Origin of the sequence: Steroidobacter sp. (assembly GCF_036402275.1) — a bacterium.
GTDB lineage: Bacteria > Pseudomonadota > Gammaproteobacteria > Steroidobacterales > Steroidobacteraceae > Steroidobacter.
Genome location: NZ_DASWTF010000040.1, coordinates 68,991 through 90,234 on the forward strand (window position 1 = coordinate 68,991; position 21,244 = coordinate 90,234).

General features: G+C 61.5%; 15 protein-coding genes. 7 read left to right on the top strand and 8 right to left on the bottom strand.

The window, feature by feature from the left end; translation table 11 throughout:
• The first annotated feature begins 3 nt into the window (after nt 1-3).
• Together VGD45_RS24975 and VGD45_RS24980 are read left to right on the top strand one after the other, a co-directional pair.
• Nucleotides 4-756: an alpha/beta hydrolase gene (locus VGD45_RS24975; RefSeq protein WP_331158095.1), complete on the top strand. Its 753-nt coding sequence runs from the start codon at nt 4-6 to the stop codon at nt 754-756.
• Complete coding sequence (locus VGD45_RS24980) at nt 756-1,550, top strand: SDR family oxidoreductase (RefSeq protein WP_331158096.1); 795 nt, start codon at nt 756-758, stop codon at nt 1,548-1,550. Before VGD45_RS24975 ends, VGD45_RS24980 begins: the two co-directional genes overlap by 1 nt.
• Nucleotides 1,551-1,598: 48 nt before the next feature.
• Here VGD45_RS24980 and VGD45_RS24985 read toward each other — a convergent pair whose 3' ends face one another.
• The 5 genes from VGD45_RS24985 to VGD45_RS25005 form a co-directional block, all read right to left on the bottom strand.
• A complete protein-coding gene (locus VGD45_RS24985) occupies nt 1,599-3,536 on the bottom strand; it encodes an NPCBM/NEW2 domain-containing protein (RefSeq protein ID WP_331158097.1) in 1,938 nt (645 codons plus the stop codon).
• A gap of 21 nt (nt 3,537-3,557) precedes the next feature.
• Nucleotides 3,558-6,722, bottom strand: a complete 3,165-nt coding sequence (locus tag VGD45_RS24990) for a TonB-dependent receptor (RefSeq protein ID WP_331158098.1) — start codon at nt 6,720-6,722, stop codon at nt 3,558-3,560.
• 164 nt (nt 6,723-6,886) lie between these two features.
• Complete coding sequence (locus VGD45_RS24995) at nt 6,887-7,960, bottom strand: FecR family protein (protein WP_331158099.1); 1,074 nt, start codon at nt 7,958-7,960, stop codon at nt 6,887-6,889.
• Entirely contained in the window at nt 7,957-8,505 is a 549-nt protein-coding gene (locus tag VGD45_RS25000; protein WP_331158100.1) for an RNA polymerase sigma factor, read from the bottom strand. The genes VGD45_RS24995 and VGD45_RS25000 overlap by 4 nt, the downstream gene beginning before the upstream one ends.
• A gap of 97 nt (nt 8,506-8,602) precedes the next feature.
• On the bottom strand, nt 8,603-9,502 hold the full coding sequence (locus tag VGD45_RS25005; RefSeq protein ID WP_331158101.1) for an AraC family transcriptional regulator: 900 nt from the start codon (nt 9,500-9,502) through the stop codon (nt 8,603-8,605).
• A gap of 172 nt (nt 9,503-9,674) precedes the next feature.
• On the opposite strand from VGD45_RS25005, the gene VGD45_RS25010 reads away from it, so the two are divergent.
• Nucleotides 9,675-10,634, top strand: a complete 960-nt coding sequence (locus VGD45_RS25010) for an aldo/keto reductase (RefSeq protein WP_331158102.1) — start codon at nt 9,675-9,677, stop codon at nt 10,632-10,634.
• A gap of 11 nt (nt 10,635-10,645) precedes the next feature.
• Here VGD45_RS25010 and VGD45_RS25015 read toward each other — a convergent pair whose 3' ends face one another.
• The gene (locus tag VGD45_RS25015) at nt 10,646-11,410 is read right to left on the bottom strand and encodes a FadR/GntR family transcriptional regulator (RefSeq protein ID WP_331158103.1); all 765 of its coding nucleotides are present in this window, start codon (nt 11,408-11,410) and stop codon (nt 10,646-10,648) included.
• 252 nt (nt 11,411-11,662) lie between these two features.
• On the opposite strand from VGD45_RS25015, the gene VGD45_RS25020 reads away from it, so the two are divergent.
• The 4 genes from VGD45_RS25020 to VGD45_RS25035 all read left to right on the top strand — a co-directional run bounded on the left by VGD45_RS25020 (nt 11,663) and on the right by VGD45_RS25035 (nt 18,830).
• A complete protein-coding gene (locus VGD45_RS25020) occupies nt 11,663-14,176 on the top strand; it encodes a DUF4832 domain-containing protein (RefSeq protein ID WP_331158104.1) in 2,514 nt (837 codons plus the stop codon).
• Nucleotides 14,177-14,343: 167 nt separating this feature from the next.
• On the top strand, nt 14,344-16,764 hold the full coding sequence (locus tag VGD45_RS25025; RefSeq protein WP_331158105.1) for a TonB-dependent receptor: 2,421 nt from the start codon (nt 14,344-14,346) through the stop codon (nt 16,762-16,764).
• A gap of 34 nt (nt 16,765-16,798) precedes the next feature.
• Complete coding sequence (locus VGD45_RS25030) at nt 16,799-17,464, top strand: response regulator transcription factor (RefSeq protein WP_331158106.1); 666 nt, start codon at nt 16,799-16,801, stop codon at nt 17,462-17,464.
• Between the two features lie 10 nt (nt 17,465-17,474).
• Nucleotides 17,475-18,830, top strand: coding sequence for a HAMP domain-containing sensor histidine kinase (locus tag VGD45_RS25035; protein ID WP_331158107.1), 1,356 nt, complete (start codon nt 17,475-17,477; stop codon nt 18,828-18,830).
• 177 nt (nt 18,831-19,007) lie between these two features.
• Here the strand turns inward: VGD45_RS25035 and VGD45_RS25040 are convergent, their stop codons facing one another.
• Nucleotides 19,008-19,670: a hypothetical protein gene (locus VGD45_RS25040; RefSeq protein ID WP_331158108.1), complete on the bottom strand. Its 663-nt coding sequence runs from the start codon at nt 19,668-19,670 to the stop codon at nt 19,008-19,010.
• Entirely contained in the window at nt 19,667-21,208 is a 1,542-nt protein-coding gene (locus tag VGD45_RS25045; RefSeq protein WP_331158109.1) for a family 43 glycosylhydrolase, read from the bottom strand. Before VGD45_RS25045 ends, VGD45_RS25040 begins: the two co-directional genes overlap by 4 nt.
• Between the last annotated feature and the right edge of the window lie 36 nt (nt 21,209-21,244).

Sequence of the window (21,244 nt, forward strand, 5' to 3'; positions counted from 1 at the left end):
GCCATGCCAGGTTTCACGAGTGGACAACTGAAGCTCAACTATCAGGAACGAGGCAACGGCTTTCCGGTCGTCATGCTGCATGGATTCGGTATGAGCGCCCACTTGTGTTGGGTCGCCAACGGATGGCTGGAGCTACTCAGCGCTCGAGGCTTCAGGGCGATCGCGCTCGACAGTCGGGGTCACGGCCTGAGCGACAAGCCGATCGTCGCGTCGGAATACGCCGCCGAGGTGATGACGAGAGACGTGATCAATCTTCTTGATCATTTGGACATCCAGCGCGCGCACTTCATTGGCCATTCGATGGGAGCTCGTACCGCGTTCGATATCGCATTGAAGTATCCGGAGCGACTGGATTCGCTGATCGGTGTCAGCGTGGGCGCCAATCTGTTCGAGCACGTTCAACCGACTGCGCTCATCGCAGCGTTGCAAGGAGCAGATCCGGCAGATTTGCCGCCCGCCGTGGTTCGAACCGTGAATACGCTGCTGTCGGTCGGTAACAAGAATGAGGCACTCATTGCCTGCCTGTCTTCTCCGAGGCCGGTTCCGCGGCCCGATGATCTGCGATCGATCGACAAGCCCGTGCTGGTCGTCTGCGGCGAGGGCGATGGGCTCGTGGGCCATCCCAGAGTAGTGGCGTCAACATTGCCGCGCGCCCAAGCAATTGTCATTCCGAATCGCGAGCACACCGATGTGCTGGCCTCGAGCGAACTGCAAGAACTAGTGAGTGCATTTCTCGCTGACGGCGGGCGCGCGTGATGTCGCAGCCATCGCTCAAGGATCACCTGGCGGCGGCACGGCTCGATGACCGCGTTTATGTCGTGCTGGGCGCTGGTGGAGGCGGGATTGGCGACGCCACCTGCGTGGCGCTCGCGGGCGCCGGCGCAGAAATTGTTTGCGTCGATCGCGTGTCCGAGCATGCGGAATCGATCGCGGCCGCTGTTGGCGGTGTCGCGTATGTCGCTGATGTCACACGTCGCGCAGAGATGGCCGCATTGTTCGAATCGATATCGGGCCGCTTTGGGGAGCGCTTTGCCGGAGTCATCGATATCGTAGGAATAGCAAAGCTGGCGCGCATCGATGCGCTTGACGACGCGGCCATCGATCGGCAATTCGACGTGGTTCTACGTCACGCGATGCTGACGGTGCAGATCGCTGCACCGCTGTTGGCCCGTCGCGGTGGCGGCAGCCTCAGCTTCATCGGATCGCTCGCCGGCATGGCCGCGATGCCGGATCTCAGCTTCTATGGCATCGCCAAGGCCGCGCTGCTTCAACTGGTTCGATGCGCAGCACTGGAGTTTGGTCCGGCTGGCGTGCGCGTGAACGCGGTCGTCCCCGGCTACACATCGACGCCGCGTCTGCTGGAAATGCTGCCCGCGGAAACCTGGGAGCGGGTCGCAGCAAACAACCCGCTGCGCCGGGTGGCGACTCCCCAGGACATCGCCAAGGCACTGCTCTTCCTCGTGTCCGATCTCGCGGACTACGTTACCGGCAACATTCTCACTTTGGATGGCGGTGTCAGCCAGGCATTGCTAGTGCCGGGAACCGGATGACTCGATTGCTCGGTGCGCCGCTGATTCCTTTCCCCAGCGCGGCGGGCCTCACTCGCTAGCCTTTTCCAACGCAGCGTTGCCCCAGGTGACAATCACAGGCCCGCGATCCGAATCGGATTGACGTGCGACGATCTCCACGATATTCACGTTGGTGACGTCGGCCTCAATGCGTTCGGCGCGATCGCGAAACGACTTGGGTTTCGATCTGGCCAGCAGCCGGCCGTCGCCATGGATCTCGAATGTCACGGCGGCCGACTGGCCGAGGCTGCTGTCGTCGACGCCGACGTCCGCGGAAAATCGAGTGAACGCGCGATCGGCTTTGATTTCGAGACGCGAGTTTGCCAAGGCGCCGATGCCCGAACGATATTCCGTCGCACCGATCGACAACGCCTCATCGTAAGGCGTTGCATCCGCCCTCGGGGCTCCCCAACCTGCATATTGGGCGCGCGTGCCGCTCGATCGGGTTCCGGCCCATGGATCGAGCATACGATGAACGGTTGGGTCATTCTGCAAGACAGCGATGCCGTCGACCGCCACATTGATCCTCGCGGTCATCTCCGACAGATACCGGCCGTTGGGTAGCACTGACTCGCCGCGCGCCTTGAGCATCACGGTCTCGTGAGGAGCGATTTCGAAGGATCGCTCTCCGACAAAGCCGGGCATATCCTTTTCGGCCCAGAGATCGCGAAGGGCGATAGGCGAGTCCGATCGCATTTTCAAATGCTCGGCAGTCAACTGCACGGTCGCCGGCAAACTACCACGATTGAACAGTGCCACGGCTTTCTCGCCGTGCGCACTCAGCGTCTTGACAATGATTTGAACGTCGTCGCTGGAGTACGCGAGCACGCCTTGGTTACCGGCAGGGTCTTGATTCACGGCGACGATTTCCTTCGCGCCCCAGATATCGATGAGCGATTGCGGCGCCGAGCGCAGGTCGTAACCGATGATCAGCGGCGCGGAGACGATGGACCAGAGCGCGAAATGACTCTTGGCCTGAACCAGATGGCGCTCGTCGAAATCGCCGTGACCGATGAACAGCATGTCAGGATCGTTCCATCGGCCGGGACCTGCATAGAGCTCGCGTGTCACGGCGGAATCGAACACGTGGAGCATGCGCGACCAGCTGGGCGTGATGTCGCCGCTGGTGCGCCATAGGTTGCCGACATCTTTGGCCCAGCTGCGAGAATTGGCTTCGCCCCAGGCGCAAACGGAATAAACGAAATCCTTGTCCGGATTGACGCGCACCAGTTCGGCCTTCATGTTGGCGTAGAGCGTCTTGATCCCATCGATGTTCGACGAGGCGGGCTTCGATCTCACGATGTACGGCTCGAAGGCTCGATACTTTTGTTTCTCGATGATGTCGCGCGCGGCTGCGAAATCGGCCAGACCGCAGGCGTCGACTTTGATGTAGTCGAAGCCCCACTCCTCGAAGTAGAGTGCGATATCCTTTTCAACATGGCCCAATGTTCCGACTTCTCGTTCTTCGGTAGTGCCCTCGGGCAGATTCGGGCTCGAAAGATCCCAGGCCTGCGAGCAGGCATTGCGGCCAATGTCGGTGTAGATGCCTGCCTTCAAACCCATGCTGTGAATCTTGGCGGTGAAGGGCACGAAACTGGAATCTTTGTTGCCTTTGGTTTTGGCGCTCGGAAACAGATTCGTGCGGATCAGCATGCGCCCGTCGCTCCGCCTGCGCTTCAGCCACCAGCCGTCGTCGATGTTGATGTAACGATAGCCCAAGTCCGCCAGGCCTTCGCGTTTGATCGCTTCGGCGGCCGCGAGAACTTTCTCCTCGTTGATATCGGTACGGAAAGCATTCCAGCTGCTCCAGCCCATGGGTGGCGTCGGCGCGTTGCCGATTTGTTCGATGGACCACCTGCCCGTCGGCGCGAGCGGATCGTGCGGCGAAGCGGTCTGCGCACACGCGCCGACGGTCGCTAAAGCCAAGCTGCCTATGCCGACCATAGAGAGGCGTGGATGAGCTTTCATGGTTTTCGTTCTTATCACTATTCAGAACCTGGCTCGTACGCCAAGCTCGTAGCGGGGACCTGACTCTTGATAGCGCAGCGGTTGCGTGTCGTAACGGCCTTGCGTTTCGAACGGCTCGTCGGTCAAGTTGACGCCGTTCACGAAGATCTGGCAGAAGTTCGTGATGTTGTACGCCACACGCGCGTCCCACTGCTGGGCGGCCAGTACGAACTGCGGCTCCGTAACCGTGATCAGCTGATCGAAGTAGCTATCACGACGTGACCACGACACTCGCACCTCGAATCTGCCGTCGTCGTAGTAGGTCGAGGCGCTATAGGTATTGGACAACCCCGGGAACGCACTGTTGTTCGAGAACGAGCTGCGATCGAACTCCGCGTCGGACGAGGGTAGGGTAGCGGCGGCCGTGAATCCTACGTTCTGCAACAGCCCCGGCGCCCAATCGAGCTGATGCTGGGCGGCGAGCTCGACACCGTCGACCGTGAGATTGCCGAGATTGATGTTCTGAGCGAGCGTGATGGTTGCCGTGTTGCCGCTGATTTCGCTGGTCTCGATGCCGTCGGTGTTGGCAATCGTGAACTGCGCCGGCACCACCGAGTTGGCGATCAAGCCGTCCACTTTCTTGCGGAAATACGCTGCCGATACATACGTTGAGCGGTCGAAATACCACTCCAGGGACACGTCGAAGTTATCGGCTTCGTACGGCTTCAAGTTGGCATTGCCGCCGCTCGCGCTCAGCGACCCCGGACGGAACGTGGCGGGGAAGGTCACCACCGGATTCAAGGAGCCAGTCGGCGGGCGAGTCAGCGATTTGGAATAAGCAACACGCAATAGCAGGTCGGGCGTGAGCTCGAACTTGGCATTCAACGCCGGCAAGAAATTGTGGTACTTGCTGCTCTGGACCACGGGCAGGAATTCCGTGCTGTACACCGCGTTGTACTGCGTGCCCCCCGAGCCGGGCGCAAGCAGGATGTCCGTGAGCTGTTGCTGGATCGAATCGGCGGCCTCGTCGGTCTCGCTATAGCGAGCGCCGATGTTGACGGTGGTGGGGATGCCGCCCAGCTCGCCCTTCAAAGTCATTTCGGCATAGATCGACCAGACCTTTTCCTCGACGGAATAGCCCGAGCCGGGTTGCGCGATCGGCGAATAACCGCGGGGTAGCAGCTGGTTCGCGGAAGTGCCCGGGGCCAGTCCGTTGAGTCGATCGCGCAACGCCAACGCTTCCGGCGACAACAGATAGTTCAGATAAGCCTGCCGGTCGAAGGTCACGAAGTTGCCGGTGAAGGGCGCTCCCGAGCCGTCGAGAAAATCGCCATCGTTCGCCGTGCGCAGCAGTGACGCCGGCACCGGAATGCCGGTGGCTCCATAGTTGCTCCAGCCGACGTCGCCGGCGTTTACGTCCTGCCGAGTTTTCTCCTGGTCGCTGTAGGCGGCGCCGAAACGAATGGCGTCCAACCAGCCGAACTGTAACTCGAGCTCGTTGTCGAACCGGGCCTCGACGATGTCGTCCTCGACATCGGTGCCTTGCTGGGTGGTCCACCAGGTGCGATAGCCGGCCAGGTTGTTTCTATTCCATGTCGAGCCTACCGGCGGAGCTGCGGCGAGCTGTGGGCTACCGGCAGGGAAGATGATCGGATCGTAGCGGAGCACCGCGCCGTCGGTGGCGATGGGGAACCCGTAACCTCGGGTGTTGTCGTAGCCTAGAATCGTGTCAGGCCCGTGGATCACGAAATAGCTGTCGTTGCCGCCGCTGTTGTCCTTCGCGTTCGATGCGCTGAAATCGAGGCTGCTGCGCAGGTTGTCGGTGATATTCCAGCTGAGATTCGCGCCGTACGAGAACGTTTCGGTAGCGCGGTTGGTGCTCAGGTTCAGAAACTCCGGGCCGTTGGTAAAGTTGTAACGGGTTACCACGTTGTTGCCGTCGACCACCACCGAGCCGGGCTGAATGGCGCCGCCGCGATTGCCGAACCAGGCCGACTCCATGCCCGCCGTGTCGACATCGAATTTGGTGTACATCGCATCGACCGTCAGCGTCGCGGCATCGGAGAGCGCGAATTCGAGCGTGCCATTGAGACCGATGCGCTCGCGATCCTCTTCGATTCGAGTGTTGGTCGTCTTGGCGGGGAAGAAATATTGGCCCGGGCCGTTGCCCTGGCCGTCGGCGAAGATTCCCAGATTCGATGCGGTCACGTCTTCCGGAATCCAGGTGCCGATGTCGGCGTACTCGTTGATGTTCTTGCGTTGCTGGTAGGCCGCGGCGAGCATCGCGCCGATGGCGCCATCCTTGAAGGTGTTGCTGATGAAGCCGAAGGCCGTTGGTGTTTGCTCTCCCGATTGCTCGTCATGGAGTCCCTTGGCGCTCAGGACCATGTTCAAACCCGGACGATCCGACGGGCGGACGGTCTTGAGATTGATGGTCGAGCCGATGCCGCCTTCCTGCAGGGCGACGTTGGTGGTCTTGTAGACCTCGGTGCCACCGAGCAGGTCCGAAGGAATGGAATCGAAGTTGAACGCGCGATTATTGGCGTCGGTCGCGATTCGACGGCCGTTCCACAGCACCGTGTTGAACTCCGGACCGAAGCCGCGCACGGTGACCTGCTGACCCTCGCCATTGCTTCGCGAGATGGCGAATCCAGGAATGCGTTGCAGCGCCTCGGCAACGTTGTTGTCTGGAAACTTGCCGATGTCTTCGGACGTGATCGCATCGACCGCGTAGTCGGATTGGCGCTTGATTTCGGCGGACCGTTGCAAGGATTCACGGATACCGGTGACGACGACTTCCTCCAGATCGGAAGCTTCCGGCGTGTTCTGGGCATTCACTGAGGAAGCTGCCAGGACCGTGCTGAGCCATCCCAGCAAGTGTCCATATTTCTTTTGCTTGCGCTGCTCGACCATTGACTCCCCCTGACCCTCGCGTCGTGGCGCGATGTTGGGCTTGATGTTGATGACGCGTTTTTCGGTAACGTCACCGGAGAGTCCCGTGCCTTTGAGCAACTCATCGAGGGCCTGCGGAAGGGTGTAGCTTCCGCGGATGGGATTTGCTCGGATCGCCGAGGCAACATCGAAAGGAAACAAAGTCAGCGCGCCGGATTGCTCCGCAAGTCGCTCTAACGCCTGCGCGAGGTCCTGTGCCGGAATGTCGAAGTCATAACGCGGCTCGTCCGTGGCCGCTGTAGCGAACGACCCCATGAAAACAGCGCCGACCGCCAACGCGACACAAAACAGACTCGTGCTCGAATTTCTCTCTCTGCCGATGATGTGCCGGCGGTCCCGATCGGCGCTTTGGGCTCTCACAGTGACCCCGTCACTAGGTAGACTTGCGAGATGAGGATTTCCGTAATCATCGAGACGATTTATTCGACTCCGGAGGACACCAGGACGTGCGAGTCCGATAGATAAGTGACGCGCAGCCCAAATGTCGTTTCCAGCGCCTTGAACATTTCGGAGGTTTCGCCGACCGGGAATTGTCCGCCGACCCGGATCGCTCCAACCGCGGGATCGGAGAACTCGATATGCACGGTCGAATAGCGATTGATCTCTTTCACGACGGCTTCGAGCGGCTCGCCTGAGAAAATGAGCACCCCTTCGGTCCAGGAGATCCTGCGTGACAGGCCTTGTAGTTCGACATTGCGCAGGTTGTCGAGTACGTCGATGGGGCGAGATCCGGTTTGCGTCTCGCTGGGAATGGTCGCGACCTGACCGGCGACCAGCGATCCGAGTTTTTTCTCGCGGACGCTCGCCGAATTCGGCACCGATTTCCCTTCTGTCGCGAGCGAGGCGACGGCAACCCGTCCCTCGGTGACGGTGACGTCGACCGATCCCTCCTGCTTCAGATAGACCGAAAACGCTGTGCCGAGCGCGTCGATCCGGCCTCCACCTGCGTACACGCGAAAAGGTCTGTTGGGATTCTTGGCGACCGTGAAATAGGCTTCGCCTCGTAGCAAACGAATGTCGCGGTAGCTCTTTTGGTAGGCGACACGAATCTGTGTGTTGGTGTTGAGCATCACGACGGACGCGTCAGGCAACGTGACAGTTCGCCGCTCGCCGACGGCGGTGGCGTACAGCTCCGATGCGTCGACCGCCGCGCCCATGCGGTGGCGACTGGCGATACCGATCGCAATGACCGCGATCAGCGCCGCCACGACTGCCGAAAGCTTCCGGGCACGACTCGAAGCGCGAGGTCTCGCGACGGCGGCTCGGTTGACATCGCGCAGCGGCACGCCAAGCTCGGTCAACACATTCAGCTTGCGCCAGAGAGCGGCGTGCTCCCTGAGCTGTTCCAAATGAGCAGGGCTACGACGCGTCCATTCAGCGAGCTCGCGACGCTCGCTCTCGCTGAGCGGTGCTTCGCTGTCAAGCCGGACCAGCCACGCAGCCGCTTCGGTCTCGACGGCCCGGTTCTCGGGAAAGGGGACGACGTTCTTCATTTCTGCCTCTTGGCGGCGACCGGCCTTGCAACCGCCGAGTCTCGATCACGGCCGTCGCCTTCGCTGTGTCGAATGAAATCCCCGCAAGTGAGTAACGCTTGTTGTAAGTACTTTTCGACGGAGCTCGGTGAAAGCGACATGCGTGCCGCGATTTCCTTGTGGGACAGGCCGTGCACTTTTCGGAGCAGGAACACCTCTCGGCATTTCTCGGGCAGCGTGGCCACGGCCTGGCAATAGACCCCCAGCGCTTCTTCCGCTTCCATATGAGCGTCCGCCGAGGCGTCTGTCCCCACGACGTTGGTCGAGGCCAGGTCTTCAATGTAATCGGTGATTTGTCGCGACTTTCGCGTCAGCGCCGTGAGCGCGATGTTCCTGGCTACCCGAAAGAGGAATGCCTGCGGCTGCGCGACGCTTTTGCTCTGTTCGGAAACGAAAGCGCGGAGGTAGGTTTCCTGCAGGACGTCTTCGATATCTCGTTGGCTGGACACGTATCGCGTCAGAAACTTCTTTAAACTCAACGCGTTTTCTAAGAATGCCACGGACACGGCCGTGAGCTCGCGTCCGGGTCGCTTGTGATGCGCCATCAATGGTCCCCCCTCTAATATAGAAAGACTAGCGGGGCGGCAAAATCCGTAACCGATCTCAAGCGACCACTGCCAAGCCCGGGGAAGCGCGCAAGCGGGCTATGTCGCGCGCCGGCGGATCTCCAAAGTGGCGGCGATATTCACGGCTGAACTGCGACGGGCTTTCGTAACCCACGCGGAAGGCGGCAGTTGCGACGTCAATGTCCTCGACCAGCATCAGGCTACGCGCGTCCTGCAGCCTGAGCTGCTTCTGGAATTGCAGCGGCGTCATCGCCGTCACGGCGCGAAAATGCGCGTGCAGGCTCGACGGACTGATGCCTACTTCCGCGGCAAGCCGCTCGATGCTGAGCCGTTCCCGAAAGTTCTGCCCGATCCAGGCGATGGCGCGGCCGACTTGTGCCACCCGGCCGTGGCTGGAGGTGATGTGGCGCATCCTGGCGCCGTCCGGACCGGCGAGCAGGCGATAGAGAATTTCCTGCTCGGCACTCGGCCCGAGCACGGGCAGCGCTGCAGGATCGTCGAGGAGGCGAAGCAAGCGTAGCACCGCGTCGAGCAGCTTGGCGCCGGCGTCGGACACCGTCTTGCCTATGGTCGGAGAGGGCGCTCCCGGCGGCGGCGGCACGCGCAACGCCAACTGCCCCAGCATGACCGGATCGAAATCGAGGTACAGGCAGAGATAAGGCTTGTCAGGCGTCGCCTCGACCACTTGGCCAGTCGCCGGCAGGTCGTGGGTCACGACCCCATAGCGCCCCGGTGCATATCTGAACACGCGCTCGCCCAGCGTGACCTCCTTTTGCCCCTGCGCGACGAGGCACAGTTGCGGCCGGTAAACATTCGGCATCGGCATCGTCGCCGTGGAGGATCGAACCAGCGTCACGCGTTCAATGGGGGTGGCGTGGAAGCCATCCTTCGAGACGTGCCCAGCGATTATCGTCGCAATTTCCGCCAGTGTTTCCATGGGCAGGACCATCGCACGCGCGCGGAAGCGGGGCAACGCGAACCCGCAGCTTCAGGAGGATCAGGCAGAAATCTCGGCGCATCGGGCTAACCGTTCGGGGTCACCGCGCATCACAGTCTCGGCGACGTCTGGCTCGCAGCAAACCTGGCTGCGGAACAAATATGGAGCAAATATGACAATCGATAATCTGAAGCCCGCCACGGTCGCACTGGGCACGTGGGCTTGGGGCGACAGCGGCGAGAGTGGCGCCGGCTACTTCGGCAGCAGCCTGACTCAGGCTGGCCTGGAAAAGATCGCGGACACGGCACATGCGGCTGGCTTCACCCTATGGGATACCGCCGTTGTGTACGGCATGGGCCGGTCGGAGACCGTACTCGGGCAAGTCCTGAAGCGCTTCCCCCGCAGTGACTACCAACTCTCCACGAAGTTCACCCCGCAGGCCGCGGGGACCGGCGATGATCCGGTGGCGGACATGCTGGAGCGGAGTCTGGCACGCCTCGGCACGGACTACATCGACATCTATTGGATTCACAACCCGGCCGATGTGGCGCGGTGGACTCCGCACCTGATCCCGTTGCTGAAGAGCGGCAAGGTCAAACATGTTGGCGTCTCGAATCATAACCTGACCCAAATAAAGCTCGCCGACCGGATCCTGGGCGAAGCCGGGTTTCGGGTCGAAGCCATCCAAAACCACTATAGCCTCCTCTACCGCAGCTCTGAGGATGCTGGGATCGTGGACTACTGCCGCAACCACGGCATCCCGTTCTTCGCCTATATGGTGCTTGAACAGGGCGCCCTCAGTGGCAAGTACAGTCCGGAGAACCCGCTGCCGGAAGGCAGCAATCGGGCGGAGACATACAATGGCATGCTGCCTCAACTAAAGGCCCTGACGGACAAGCTCGCCTCGATCGGCCAGAGCCAGGGTGCAGCAGCGCCCGATGTAGCGACAGCTTGGGCTATCGCCAAAGGCACGACGCCAATCATCGGCGTCACCAAAGCCAACTATATCGATGGTCTGGTCCGGGCCACCCAGATGACGCTCTCCAGCGACGACATTGCAGAGCTGGAAGCTCTCGCTGACGCCGCTAAAGTGAACACCCGCGGCTGGTGGGAAAAAGAAATGCAGGTTTAAAGAGCAAGCGATCATCTCATTCTGCGGGGTGATCGCCTGTTGATCGATTTGTTGTCGCGTTTCTCCGCAGTGGCAATGAGTTCCAAGACTTCGGCAATGACTTTCTTCATCGCAAGACGAGCGCTGTTGGGATTTCTTCGTTTTATGGCGTCTCGCACCGCTGCGTGGTCGGTAACACTCGCCGAATGCCCATGGAGGCGGTTCATGATCGGAATGGAGCTGCGCAGCGCGGTGGCCACGACATCGCTGAACTGGGCATAAAAAGGATTTCCTGACGCGTTGAGCACCGCCACGTGAAATGCGATGTCGGAGTCGAGGGCCTCATCCAGACCCTTCTGCGCCGCTATCATCCGCTCGAGTCCTTCCCCGACCGCTTTGATCTGCTCGTCATCCGCGTACGTTGCCGCGAGTGCCGCCGCCTCCGGTTCAATCGCTGAGCGCAGCTGGTTGAAGTGTCTCAGCACCCCGAGGGAATATTTCCTTTCCAGCGTCCACCGCAGCACGTCCCTGTCAAAAAGGTTCCAAGAGGCGGTGGGTTGAACGATCGTTCCCTGCCGGGGACGGGCGCTGAGCAATCCCTTGGCGGTCAACATCTTGACCGCCTCACGAGTCACGGAGCGACTCACGCCGTGCTGCTCGGCCAGCTCGGCCTCGGTGGGAAGCCTCGATTGTTTGTAATTTCCAATGACGATCGATCGACCGAGAATGTCCAGCAGACCGAGCGTCAAATTGCGGCCAAGTAGCGGACGTGTTCGCGCCGAATGGACCGAGTTCAAATTCCTGAGCTCCGCGTGAGAACGACGTGACACTAAAGTTGACGATATAAAAATATCATAGATACAGATTGGCATGGGCTTCCATGCCCAATGCGCTTGCGCTCCGCAAGTCGAATAAATCGACTCGACGATTACGGAAATCCTCATCTCGCGAGTCTACGTAATGACGGGGTCGCTGTGAGAGCCCGAAGCGCCGATCGGGACCGCCGGCACATCAGAGGCTCACCTGCCAGTCCATCCACGGGGGATAGAGTGAAAAGAAGTCAGATCGGAACGACGCTGTTGCTCGCGGCTTGCGCGCTCAGCGTGGTCTCAGCGCTCGCGGTCACCGCACGCGCCGCTGAGGTAACCTATACAGCAGACGACACGACGATCTTCGCAAACCCGGAGCGTGGTTTTCATCATCGCGTCGACATCTTGGCCTTGTCGGATAGCGATATCGCGGCCGCCAGGAGCACGAACAGCATCTCGCTGTTGCACAGCTACCTGCGACTCGACGCATTCCGGACGTCAAACATCGACCAGGCGACGCTCAATGCTTTGACCGCAGCCTTCGGCAGAATCCGGGCGGGCGGGGCGAAGATCGTGTTTCGAACCTCGTACAACTTCGGTCCGTACCCCAACTCCGAGCCGGACGCGTCGGAGGCGTGGATCGCGACCCACCTCAACCAGCTCAGGCCGATTCTGCAGGCGAACGCGGACGTGATCGCCTACCTCGAGGCGGGGTTCATTGGCGCATGGGGCGAATGGCACACCTCGACAAATGGACTCGACACGAACATCGACGCCAAGGCTCGCGTCCTAAAAAACATCATGGCCGCGACGGCATCCGATGAGCAGGTCGCGCTGCGCTATCCGAGCGACGTGCGGCTCATGCTTGCTCGCAGCGATCTGACAGCCGCCGAGAGGGATCGCATCGGAAACCACCAGGATTGCTACGGCGCGAGTGATCCGGATGATTGGGGCACTTGGGCCCGAGACCCCGCATACACAGTGGCCCAGGACAAGGCGCTGATCGGCCAGGTTGGCGTCAACCACTTCGTAGGCGGCGAGACGTGCAATGTCAGCAGCCCTCGTGCCGACTGCGCGACCGCGCTCGCGGAAATGCCAGGCATGCACTTCACCGAGCTGAATATCGACTACGAACCTGGGGTCATCCAGAACTACCGCAACCAAGGTTGCTTCGACACCATGCAACGCCAGCTCGGCTACCGGCTGCGGCTCACCGCCGCGACGTACCCGACAAATGTCAGTTCGGGTGGCGCCATGACTTTGAATATCGGGCTGAGCAACTCCGGTTGGGCATCTGTGATCAACCCGCGCCCGGTGTTTGCAGTCCTCGACGGTCCGGGTGGCCGTTTCGACATTCCACTGTCCGTTGACCCCCGCAGCTGGGAAGCCGGCCAGAGTCCGACGATCAATCAGACCGTCACTCTGCCGACGATGCCGAATGGCACGTATCGCCTTGCCCTGTGGTTGCCCGACCAGGCAACGAACCTGCGCAACGACCCTCGCTATAGCATCCGGCTCGCGAACACCGGTACCTGGGACTCCGCGAGCGGCCTGAACGTCCTCGCGACGAACGTCGTTGTCGGCACCGGCGGTGGCGACATGAACCGGGAAGCGGAAGATTCCGCAAACACGCTAGGTGGCAGCGCCGTCGTAGCTTCGTGTTCGTCGTGTTCAGGCGGGTCGAAGGTTGGCTGGATCGGTGGCAGTGGCGTTGGCACGCTGGCGTTCAACGGTGTCAACGGCGGCACGGGTGGGAGCAGTACGCTGACGATCGGCTATTCGACTGCAGAGATCCGTGGATTGCAGATCAGCGTCAATGGCGGCGCCGTGCAGACACTGAGTCTGCCGAGCACTGGCGGGTGGAATATTGTCGGCACGACCACCGCAACGGTGAACTTGTCCTCAGGCTCAAACAACACGATCCGGTTCACGAACGCATCGGGCCCGGCACCGGACCTTGACCGGCTCGCATGGACTGTCCCCAGTAGCGGGGGAGGTGACACCACACCGCCCACAACGCCGCCCAGTCTGACCTCGCCGAGTCATACGAGTAGTTCCGTTTCGTTGAATTGGGGTGCTTCGACCGACACGGGGGGAAGCGGCTTGGCCGGCTACGACGTTTACCGTGGCACAACTAAGGTCAACGTGACTCCAGTCACCGGAACGACGTACATCGACAGCGGGCTGGCCGCCTCAACTAGCTACAGCTACACCGTGCGTGCCCGCGACGGAGCAGGGAACCTGTCCAACTCGAGCAACACAGTGACGATTACCACCGATGCGGACCCAACGCCGGCGAGCCTGGTAATCGACGACTACGACGGAACACCGGCGTGGTCTGCCAGCACTACGAACGATCTCGGCAGTTGGACCGGGGCGAACGGATTCGCCAATGGTGGTGGAGCAGGCGTCGCGTCTACCGGTGCTTTGAACCTCCAGTATGCAAACTCCGGCTGGTTCGGAACCGACATCTACACGGATGTGACCTCGAAGACGTATCTGGTTTTCCGAATCAAGGGCAACAGTGGCAACGAGCAAAGCCACTTCCACGTCAGCATCGGCGGAGTCGACAAGAGGTTCGACCAGTTCGTTCTAGCGACCGGTGGTGCTCCCGTCATTACTACCAGCTATCAAGATATCCGCATTCCGCTCGTGAGCAACGGCATCAGTCGGACGAGTCCCGGCCAACTTGCGCTCGCGTTTTGGTTCGGAGCGAGCGGCACTGTCTCGATTGACGAAATTCGCTTCGAGTAATTTTCGAAACGCACGACCCGTAACGGTCGCATCTGGAGGTGGTGGAGAGAGAAGTCCCCACCACCTCCTGGGCGTCGGGGGCAACTCCCGCGCCGGCCGCAAGTTTCGCGACAGGCTCGATTGCTAGCTTGGCTTCCGAAGACTATCACCGTCCAAGGAACCAGCCCATGCCGCAAAGATTCTTGCCGCTCGCAGCTCTTACATTATGTGTATCTGTCTCGCTTCCGGCGCATGCTCAGGCGCAACAGGGGGCGGAGGGTGGCGTTCGTGGACGCATCGTGGATTCGGTGACTGGACGGGCGTTACCGACGGCCACTGTGCGCCTCATGCGAAATCAGCGGGTTCAGGGCACGGTTGAAGCCGATACCGCCGGAGAGTTTTCGTTCGATCACGTGCCGGAAGGCGTGTATTCGGTCGAGGTCGAAGAGCAGGGCTACGTGAAAGCCGTGCAGGCAGATGTGCGGGTCGTGCTTCGCAGAGTGGCTGCCGTCGAATTCGCGCTGGTGCGCGGGAGCGGTGAGGTGCTTGCCGAAGTGGTTGTCTCGGCGCGCGCGGCAGCTGGGGATCCCCGGGCGACGCCGAACACCGTGCTGCTGGAGCGTGAAGAGATACGGCGTAATCCGGGCAGCGCAGGCGACGTGTTCCGAGCGCTGGACATTCTGCCGGGCGTCGTCTCGACGGGTGAGTTCTCGAGCTTCACCGTGCGCGGCAACGGGCCGCGGGACAACCTGATCCTGATCGATGGCATTCCTTTCGATAAGGTCGCGCATTTCGATGAGTCGCTCGGCGAGCAGGAAGCCGTCGATGGCGGCGGACGATATTCGATCTTCGCGCCGAACATCATCGGCAGCGCCAAGTTTTCTCCGGGCGGCTGGCGGGCAGCCGAGGGCGGCAGGAATGGTTCGTTGCTGGAGCTGCAGATCGCGGACGGCAATCCCGTGAGCTCCACGGCGGGCGCACGCGTCGACATCATCGGAGTGGAGGCGGACTACGACGGACCGAGCTACGTGGCCGATAACACCAGCTTGCTGCTATCGGCGCGCCACTTCGATTTCAGCAACTTGTTCGAAGCGATCGATGAGAAGGACATCGGCACGCAGACCCTGACTGATTTCATCGTGAAGTCCGTCACCGACCTGAATGACGATCATCGTATCGAGCTGCTGGCGATTCACGCAAGCGAAGATTCCAAGCGAACGGTCGAGAATGCGCTCGAGTCCGAAAACTTCGAGGACGTGGGACTTGAGGACTCGAAGCAGGACAGCACCTTGCTCGGCGTGACGTGGCGGTGGTCTCCCGGTGAGGTCGCACAGCTGCGCAATACGTTCTATTACCGCAACAGCGATACGACAGGCACGGAGGGCGAGGCCTATCCGGATCTCGCGGGTCCCAACCCGACACCGGCGACGACGCCGGTCCGCGAGAACATTCTGCGCATCAAGGAGCGTGAAACAGAGATCGGCTGGCGCAGCGATTTCAGCACGTTGCTCGGCTCGGATGGACTCTTCTCCGCGGGCGCGCGGGTCGCTCGCGTGGATCTCGACTTCGACCGTCGTCTATCCGGCGACTGGACACGGTATGTGTACGAACAGTCGGACTTTCGCCCCGACCCGACACAACAGTACATCGTGCTGACGCCCGAAGAATACAACTCGACGTTGAGCGCCGCGGAGACGCAGGTTGCCGCGTATGCCGACTACGCCTGGACCCTCGGCGATTTCACATTGACACCCGGAATGCGCTACGAGCGCGACGGGTTCTCCGGAAAGTCCGTCGTCGCCCCGCGCCTGCTATTGAATTGGCAGCCCGATGCGGTCACCCGAGTGTGGACCGGAGGTGGCGTGTATCATCAAGCGCCGCGTTATCTCGATATCGCGCTCGATCCGTCCAATCTCGACCTGAAGAGCGAGCGCTCCACGCAGTGGGTGCTGGGCTATTCCCGGCACTTGCGCCAGGACCTGCGTTTTTCGGCCGAAGGGTATTATCAGCGGCTCGACGATCTGATCGTGTTCGACGATCGGACCACCAACATCGCAACGAACAGCGGCGAGGGTTCCGCGACGGGCGTGGATCTGATGCTTGCCAAGCGCATGAGCCGAGGCTGGAGCGCTTCGGCGACTTACTCATACTCCCGCGCCCGCCGCGACGACAAGCTCGGCGAAGGGGAATATGCGTCGGATTGGGATCGGCCGCACGCGTTCGGTGTCGTCGGCGTCTGGCAGCCGAGCGATCGATGGACATTCTCGGCGAAATGGAAATATGCTTCGGGCCGGCCCACCGATGCGTTCATCGTGCACAGCGACGTGTTGGGAGCCGCAGGCCCCGTGCGCTACTCGAAGGAGCTGACGCGCACCAACGCCGACCGTCTGCCTGCCTATCATTCGCTGAGTCTGCGCGCGGACTACCAGCGCCGCTTCGGTCCGCTGAGCCTGGTTGCTTATCTGGACATCCTGAACGTTTACGGTCGGGAGAACGCCAACGGATATGAATGGGACGAACGTCGCGGCGTCAACATCATCGAAGGACTCGACGAGCCGCTGCCCACCATCGGACTCAGGTTCGAATATTCCTGGACGCCCGGCGAATGAGCCGAGCACCGAGTCTGTTCATTGAGATTGCCCATTGAGATTGCTCATCATCGAAGATAACCAGCGTCTCTGTCAGGCTGTGGCGGAGAGCCTGCGTGCGCAAGGATTCGCAGTCGATACAGCGGCCTCGGCGACCGAGGGACTGCGAATCTGGCGAGCGGCCGACTACGATGCCGCCGTGCTCGATCTCATGCTCCCGGACGGCACCGGCCTGGGCGCGCTGAAGGAAATGCGTGACCGAGGTAACATGACACCCGTGCTGATCCTCACCGCGCTAGGTGCGATCGAGGATCGCGTGCGCGGTCTGGATTGCGGCGCGGATGACTATCTCGTCAAACCCTTCGCGATGCAGGAGCTCATCGCTCGGCTGCGAGCGCTGTTACGTCGTCCGGGCGCGGCATTGGGTCGCACACTGACGCTCGGTAGCGTGAAGCTCGATACGTCCGCGCGCATCGCCACCGTCGGTGAGACGCAGCTCGATCTGACACGTTCGGAGCTGATCGTGCTCGAAGCGCTGCTGCGCAATCAGGGACGGGTCATCTCGAAGGAGCGGCTTGCCGAATGCCTGTACGATTTCGAGCAGGAGCGCAGCGCGAATTCAGTGGAGACCCAAGTGCACAGGTTGCGCAAGAAGCTCGCGGCCGCGGGCGCTGATGTGTCGCTCCGGACTTTGCGCGGTCTGGGCTATCTTGCCTCCTGATCGCGGCTCGATGCGTGCCCCGTCCCTACTTCGAGCACTCGTCGTTCGACTGACCATTGTGGTCGTGCTGGCGCTCGCCGGCAGCTATCTGCTGTTGTACTTCGAATTTCGCGAAGGGCTGTGGGGTCTGGAAGGCCAGAGCATTGCCATCCAAGTGCAGGACCTGCGTGCGTCGATCGTGTCGGGGACGGGCCCACCGCGTCTCGAGTTGCCACGATCCCTGCAAGAGTTCTACTCCCAACCGGATACATTGAACGGCTATCAATTGCTGAGCGCAGATGGCACGGTGCTGGAGTCGGGCGGTTTATCTGCACCTGATCTGCCATTGCCGGTCGATCGAGGCGGTGGGCAGGTCGTCATGCAGCTGGAAACGGATGCGTTGTCGGGCAACAGCATCATGGCTGCCGCGCTCGATCTCGATGATCGTCACGGCCAATACTGGTTGCGTGTGGTGCGGAATCTCGAAGATTCAGAGAGTCTGGTCGCCCAGCTCATGCTCGGCGCGTTGGACGAGCTGTATCCGCCGATTGCCCTGCTGCTGATCGCCGTGGTCAGCGTCGTGGTCGTGACGGTGCTGTCATCGCTTCGCTCCTTGCGTGCCGTCTCGCATCAGGCCTCGATGTTGTCGCTACATCGTTTGGACGAGCGGTTACATGCCAAAAACCTTCCTCGGGAGCTCGTTCCGCTGGTTCAGGCAGTCAACGCCTCGCTCGATCGGCTCGAAGCGGACTATCGAGTGCAGAGGGAATTTACCGCCAACGCCGCGCATGAGCTGCGGACCCCGCTTGCGACATTGCGAGCACGGCTCGAGTCCCGTTTTTCGGCGCAGGAGCTCGGCGATGTTGCGTTTGAAATCGAACAGCTTGCGCGGCTCGTCGAGCAACTGCTCTGTCTTGCGCGTCTCGATTCGCAGGAACAGTTCCAGTTTGCCCCATTCGACGCTCACGCCGTTGCGCTGGAAGTGGCTCGGGAGCTGGCGCCTGTTGCGCTCGAATCGGAGCATTACGTGACCGCCACGACGCCCAACGCTGCCGTGCCTACGCACGGGAATTCAACACTGACGCGCCTGGTCTTTCGCAATCTGATCGAGAACGCGATTCAGTACACGCCCGCCGGCACATCGATCACGCTGTCCGCCGATGCTGCCACTGTGATCATTGCCGATGATGGGCCCGGAATCGCTGCACACGCGGCTGCATCCCTGTTCGAGCGCTTCCGCCGCGGTCCCAATGCCTCAGGCCCCGGCGCGGGCTTGGGGCTCGCAATCGCGAAGTGCATCATGGAGCGGCAAGGCGGGCGCCTGTCGCTCGACGCGAATGCGGCCCGCGGGGCGCGTTTCGTGATGGAGTTTCCCGAGGCTTTGTAAGTTCACGCGTTGCTCGGCGCGCACGGGTCAGATCGATCGATGCTTAGGCGGAGGTTGGATTCCGCTGCCAACATGCGATGCGCTCGATGCAATCGCGCGGCGGAAGCATCGTGAACATCAGCTCGACGACGGCACTGTGCCCGAGCGCCACTGCGACGTTCCAACGAGGCCAGATTGCTACAAGCGGGTGTTGAGTCCCACCAGCGGTCGATCATCCTCATCGAGAAACCTCGCACAGAAGTCCGTTGCGCCACCGCCGTTGATGATGGCAGCGCGGATGACGTTGCGCCCTTTGCGCAGCGTGACGCGGTGTGAGACGCCGTCGTCGATTACGCTCTGACGGTCGTCGTTGAGCGCGATCACCGGCTCTCCATTGAGCCACCAGCGTGAGGCGGCATTCGAGCCGATGGCCAATCTCACGTTCTGCATCTCGCGCGGCGAGTCTACGGTGGTCTCGACCCAGAACAGCACGTTGGACGTTGGCTTCGAGAGCGACCACGCGAAGTGGTACAGGTTGAGGTTGTAGTTGAGCGTTTCGAGTGCGTGCCAAACGTGCTCGGCACCGTTGATCGTGACTTTCGCGCCTTCGCTCGGCCGCACGCCGTCGGGAAGCGCGGCGAGCTTCAGTGCTTCCTCGACAGCCGGCTCCGTAAGACGTCCCGCCACCGGCACCGGTTCGAGCACGAACCAGCGATGGATGAAGCCGCGCGAGTCCACCCGCTGCACGTCGCCTTTAGGGCGCGTCAATGTCGACGGCGCAGGGCGCGCTCCCTCCTGTGCGTGTACGAGGCCTGCGGTGGCCAGGCTCAGCGAAAGAACAGTGAGTGCAATTCTCATCATGGGGCTCCGAGCAGCCAGCGCTGACGATCGCTGGCGGGATCAAACTTCGACAGCGTCGGCGTGCTGCTGCCCACGGCAGAGAGCGCCCAGGTGGCGCTCGAGTTCGGCACCGACTTGGGACTGATGCGATAGGTGCCGTCGATGAGTTGGTCGATGCGCCAGAGTTGCTCGGGCGCGCCGGTGAACGAAGTGGCTTCGAGCTCGCCACCCTGGGTCGCAGTCAGCGAGCGCTCGGTGCCCGCGATGGTGATACGGAAGTAGGGCGCGCCCGGATAGCCGCCGGCGCTGGCAACCGGTGCGATGACCCACTTCTGCTGGGCCTGTAGCATCGCGGGCGCAAGACGCACGCGAGTCACCGCAGGCCAGTTCGCTGCGACGTGCGCAGGCTCCTGATCGGCAATGGGTGGGCCGATCTGAGGCACGAATGGAGCCGCTTCCGGTGGCGGTCCCGACGCTGGCGGAGCGCTGCCCACGATGCCACTTCCCGGCGGACCGCCCCGGCGCTGGCGCAACCCGCCCACCGGCGATCCCTGCACAGCAAGCTCGAGCACCGTCCCTGTCCTCGCGGACTCGATGCTATAGGTGCCCGCGACGAGGTTGTCACCCGCGACGGGCCAGCCATCGCGCCAGAGCAGCGGCCGGATGTCGAGCACGCTCACGGCGCCTCGATCCAGATCTGCCTCGTAGTGCAAAGAAAACTTTTGCACGCCCTCGCCCAGATCCAGCAACCCGAAATGCCCCGGTCCGATGTGACGTCCGCGAGAAGCGGCGAACAGTTTGCCGCCGCCCTCGATCATGTCCACGCCCATGTTATCCAGATAGGGACCGGTGACTTTGCGCGAGCGTCCCATGCGGATGTTGTACGTCGAGTTCGCGCCTTGGCAGCACGAGCCATGCGTCACCAGCAGGTAATACCACCCGTCGCGATGAATGAGGATCGCTGCCTCGGAGTTAATGGCGACGTTGACGGGTTTGCGCTCGGGGTCACGACGCAAGCCGGTCTTCGGATCCAGCTCGACGAGACGGATGTAGCCGAAGTACGAGCCATAAACGAGCCACAGGCGTCTTTCCGGATCGAGCAGCACGCCAGGGTCGATCGCGTTGCTGTCTTCGACACCGTCCGACCAGACCACCGGCCCGCGGTCCTCGCACTTGTAGTCGGGATCCTCAGGCGCCAGGGTCGGACACACGAGGAGACCGATCGCAGACTTCGGTTGGGTGCCCGGCGCGGAGTAATAGACGAAGAACTGATCTCCCACTTTGATTACGTCAGGCGCCCAGGTGTTGTTGCCGCCCTTAGCGAGTACTTCCGGCCCGGCCTTGCCCCCGGGTACGGCGGACATCAGCGAGCCCGCGCGCTTCCAAGCCCAGCCATCCTCGGAGGTGAGGATGGGAATGCCGGCTCCTGTGCCGTAGGTGTAATAGCGGCCGCCGTGAAAAATGATCGTCGATGGATCATGGACGATGACTTCGCCCTCCAGCGCGAGCGCCGGCAGGGCGAAGAACGCTGCCGACAACAGAAAGATTCTTCGCAGCATGTGTGCTCGGTGATGTGCTTTTTCGGCGCGTAATGT